Origin of the sequence: Ruminococcus sp. (assembly GCF_045129435.1) — a bacterium.
Classification (GTDB): Bacteria; Bacillota; Clostridia; order Oscillospirales; family Acutalibacteraceae; genus Ruminococcoides.
The window spans coordinates 1-4058 of the sequence record NZ_JBGVJL010000088.1; the positions used below are offsets into that span (position 1 = coordinate 1).

A 4058-nucleotide genomic window follows, 5' to 3' on the forward strand; every position below is an offset into this window, starting at 1 on the left:
ACTACACATCAATATGGCTTGATAATCTGCGTGACGGCAAAACCCAGATTGTAAACACAAACAAACTTCTGAAAACCTATAACGGCATTACAGGGCTCAAAACAGGAACTACTGATGATGCAGGTTGTTGTATGTCAGCATCGGCTAAAAGGGGAGATATGAGCCTTGTAGCCGTAGTGCTCGGCTGTAATTCGGGCAAAGAAAGATTTTCTGATGCCTCCGCATTGCTTGACTACGGCTTTGCAAATTTCAGCGTAACCAAGCTTTCACTGCCTGAGGATATGCCAAAAACAATAAAAGTAGAAAACGGAATGGTTCAGAATATTGGCGTTGACTGCGATGTAAGTGCAAGCATTGTACTTGATAAAAACAGCAGTTCAAAAATAGTTTCAAAAATTGATTTGCCTGAAAGTGTTGAAGCACCTGTAGCAAAAGGGCAGAGGCTTGGAACGGTTACATACAGCCTTGACGGCAACACCGTAAAAAGCTTTGAAATTACCGCTTTACAGGACGCAGAGAAGATTTCTTTTACCTCAGTTTTCTCTGTTTTATTAAATTCTATAATTTCTTTATAAAATATACAAAATGACCTTGCAAAAAGTCGGGAATTATAGTATAATAAGACAGCAAAGATACTTGTATCGGTTTATACGGTAGTTTTTGTGCCGGTTTTGCGGTATAAAGTACAGTATAATTCCGATAGGGAATTTTGGGGGAATTAATAATGGCTACAAAACTTACAGACAAATATTTAAAAGGCTTCGTAAATGAGCATGAGTATGACGGTGTGGCTGCTGAAGTTAAGGCTGCTCACAAGGTGCTCCACGATGGCACAGGTCTTGGAAACGATTTCCTTGGCTGGCTCAACCTTCCTACAGATTACGACAAAGAGGAATTTGCAAGAATTAAGGCTGCTGCCGAGAAGATTAAAAAGGATTCCGATGTATTTATCGTAATCGGTATCGGCGGTTCATACCTTGGTGCAAGAGCTGCTATCGAATTTCTTTCATCACAGAACTACAACCTTACTTGTAAGGACACACCACAGATTTTCTTTACCGGTAACTCAATCAGCTCATCTGCACTTGCAGAGATTATGGAGCTTTGCGAGGGCAAAGATGTATCTGTAAATATGATTTCAAAATCAGGTACTACAACTGAGCCTGCTATCGCTTTCAGAGTATTCAGAGAAATGCTCGAAAAGAAGTATGGCAAAGAGGGTGCAAGAGAGCGTATTTACTGCACAACAGATAAGGCTAAGGGTACACTCAAGGCTTTAGCTGACGAAGAGGGTTATGAAACATTCGTAGTTCCTGACGATGTAGGCGGTCGTTTCTCTGTACTTACAGCAGTAGGTCTTCTTCCAATCGCAGTTTCAGGTGCTGACATTGACGCTCTTATGCAGGGTGCAGCAACTGCTCAGAAGGAATTTGACAACGATGACCTTGCTACAAACGATTGCTACAAATACGCAGCACTCCGTAACATTCTTTACCGCAAGGGTAAGACAATGGAGGTTATGGTATCTTACGAGCCTGCTTACACAATGATGTCTGAATGGTTTAAGCAGCTTTTTGCAGAGAGTGAGGGCAAGGATAACAAGGGTATCTTCCCGGCAAGCGTTATCTTCTCAACAGATCTTCACTCACTTGGTCAGTACATTCAGGACGGCAGAAGAACTATGTTTGAAACTGTTGTTCTCTTTGATAAATGTAAAAAAGAAGTTACACTCGGCACAGATCCTACTAATGTTGATGGTCTTAACTTCCTTTCAGGAAAGACAATGGGCTATGTAAACCAGAAGGCTTTTGAGGGTACAGTTCTTGCTCACAATGACGGCGGTGTGCCAAACATCGTTCTCAATGTACCTGAGATGAACGAATCAGAGCTTGGTTACCTCATCTATTTCTTTGAAAAGGCTTGTGCTATTTCAGGCTATATGCTTGGCGTAAACCCATTCAATCAGCCTGGCGTTGAAAGCTACAAGAAGAATATGTTTGCTCTCCTTGGCAAGCCGGGTTATGAGGATCAGAAGGCTGCTCTTGAGGCAAGACTCAAGTAATTTCTTTTGTAAATAAGTATAATATTCTGGAGGAACTAATATGGTTACTTTACTTATCGGTAAAAAAGGTTCAGGCAAAACAAAAAAACTCATTGCTCTCGCTAACGAGGCAGTTGCTGCATCAGCAGGCAATGTTGTTGTAATTGAAAAGGGTGCAAAGCTTACTTATGATGTTACTCATAAAGCAAGACTTATTGATACAGAGCAGTACCTCATTGAAGGTTATGATATGCTCTTTGGCTTCATCAGCGGTATCTGTGCAGGCAACTACGATGTTACAGACATTCTTGTTGATTCGACATTTAAGATCTGCCCAACAGGCGTTGACGGTGTAGAAACATTCACAAAGAAGCTTCAGGAGCTTTCTGAGGCATCTTCAACAAACATTGTTCTCCTTATCTCAGCTGAGGAATCAGAGCTTCCTGAGTCAATTAACGCTGTTTGCCAGAAGGTTTAATTTACTTAACCACAAACGGACTGCTCTCTTACAGGGCAGTCCGTTTTTTCTGTAAATATTTTCACCTTTTCGTCACACAAATTATACTTGACCGTCAGTTTTATTTACTATAATAAAGTAAAAATAGGTTCTGTGTCAATAGTTGGGACGAATTATTGTTTAACGGAAAGCTTCGGGAAAATAACAAAAAATTTAGGTCGAGCCTTTTTAAAGGCTCGTGGGCTTGGGCAACGCCCAAATAAAGTTGTTTTCATAACAGTTCATATGGCACAAACAGCGTTGCTGTTTGTGTGCTGAGGCAAAGTTTGACAAAACAGGCGACAGCCTTTTAAAAAGAAATGATTTATAAATAGAAAAAGAATATCTTTTCTGTTTTTTGTTGCTGTCGCAATTATAAGGCTTTCGCTGTTGTGCTCAAGCCGCCAAACAGCCTGCTGTTTGGCTATCAAAATTTTGCATAAACTTAAAGTATTTGTGGGCTTTGCCCACACCCACAACCTTTGAAAAAGGTTGACTAAATTTTTATGTCCGAGTAGAAAACATATACAATTTTAAACCTTTTAATTCCCGACCGTTACATAATAAAAAAACATAATTTATTTAATTATCCCATAACTGATAACTGAGCAAAACCTAATATGTAAAAAGGGGAACACCGATGAATACAAAAAAATTAGTACAAAAAGCATCGCTTGGCGATAAAAAATCGCTTGATTTTATCGCAGAAAAATACAAAAGCTATGTGTATTTTTTCTGCACAACTGTAATTTCAGATGAGCAAAAGGCTTTGAACGCTTTTGAAAAATCATTCAAGGCTATTTTTACTGCAATCACAAAAAATCCGAATAACTCAGATCTTGACGAGCTTGTTACTTATGAAACCGCAAGGGTGTGCAAGTCCGCAATTTCCGATGATAAGAGTGCTGAAAATGCTACAGCGAAGATTCAGCCTTTTGCAGAAAAGGATAAAATCACATCAGTATCTGAAATTACAACTGAGCAGAAAAAGCTTTTAATAAACGCTCTGAAAGCAATTAATGCAAATCAAAGGATTGTACTTACTCTCAATCTGTTGCGTGACTATGACACTAAAAAAATTGCCGATGTGCTTAAAATCTCAGAGGATAAGGCTCAAAATTCACTCGATTACGGCAGAGAAAACATCAAAAAGCAGTTAAGACTCTCATCATCAGGCTTTAGCAAAAGAGATATTATATTCTTTATGACTGCATCTGCAAATATTGTAAAGGAATTTGCAGCAAAAGCAGCCGTTCCTGCCGATACAGATAAAAAGCTTGATACTGACATTGAAAAAATTGCAAAGCCGCAGAAGTCTGATAAAAAGAAAGCTGTAATTATTATTACTGCTGTTGCTCTTCTGCTTGCGGCGGTCATTATAGTGTTTGCAGTTACTTCTAATAAAAATGACGGCAATCAGCCTGCGACCAACGATTCTGTAACCGTTGGTGAAAATAGCACTGTTGCCACAATAGGCACAGATGAGGCAAAGGGAACACACCACGCAGAAATTGACATTCG

The 4058-nt window shown here is 39.4% G+C and carries 4 protein-coding genes; all 4 read left to right on the forward strand.

The features are described from left to right. A partial coding sequence (locus ACJMMI_RS04280) for a D-alanyl-D-alanine carboxypeptidase family protein (RefSeq protein ID WP_405353867.1) occupies window positions 1–575 on the forward strand: 575 nt, incomplete at its 5' end. 149 nt (window positions 576–724) lie between these two features. After that, on the forward strand, window positions 725–2062 hold the full coding sequence (locus ACJMMI_RS04285) for a glucose-6-phosphate isomerase (RefSeq protein ID WP_405353869.1): 1338 nt from the start codon (window positions 725–727) through the stop codon (window positions 2060–2062). A 40-nt stretch (window positions 2063–2102) separates the two neighbouring features. Continuing rightward, complete coding sequence (locus tag ACJMMI_RS04290; RefSeq protein WP_405353871.1) at window positions 2103–2519, forward strand: hypothetical protein; 417 nt, start codon at window positions 2103–2105, stop codon at window positions 2517–2519. A 658-nt stretch (window positions 2520–3177) separates the two neighbouring features. After that, the coding region (locus ACJMMI_RS04295) for an RNA polymerase sigma factor (protein WP_405353873.1) at window positions 3178–4058 on the forward strand (881 nt) is incomplete at its 3' end.

What these genes read in the sequence shown, in the direction of transcription:
- ACJMMI_RS04285 (WP_405353869.1), top strand. Translation starts at nt 725, where the DNA reads ATGGCTACAAAACTTACAGACAAATATTTAAAAGGCTTCGTAAATGAG.
- ACJMMI_RS04290 (WP_405353871.1), top strand. Translation starts at nt 2,103, where the DNA reads ATGGTTACTTTACTTATCGGTAAAAAAGGTTCAGGCAAAACAAAAAAA.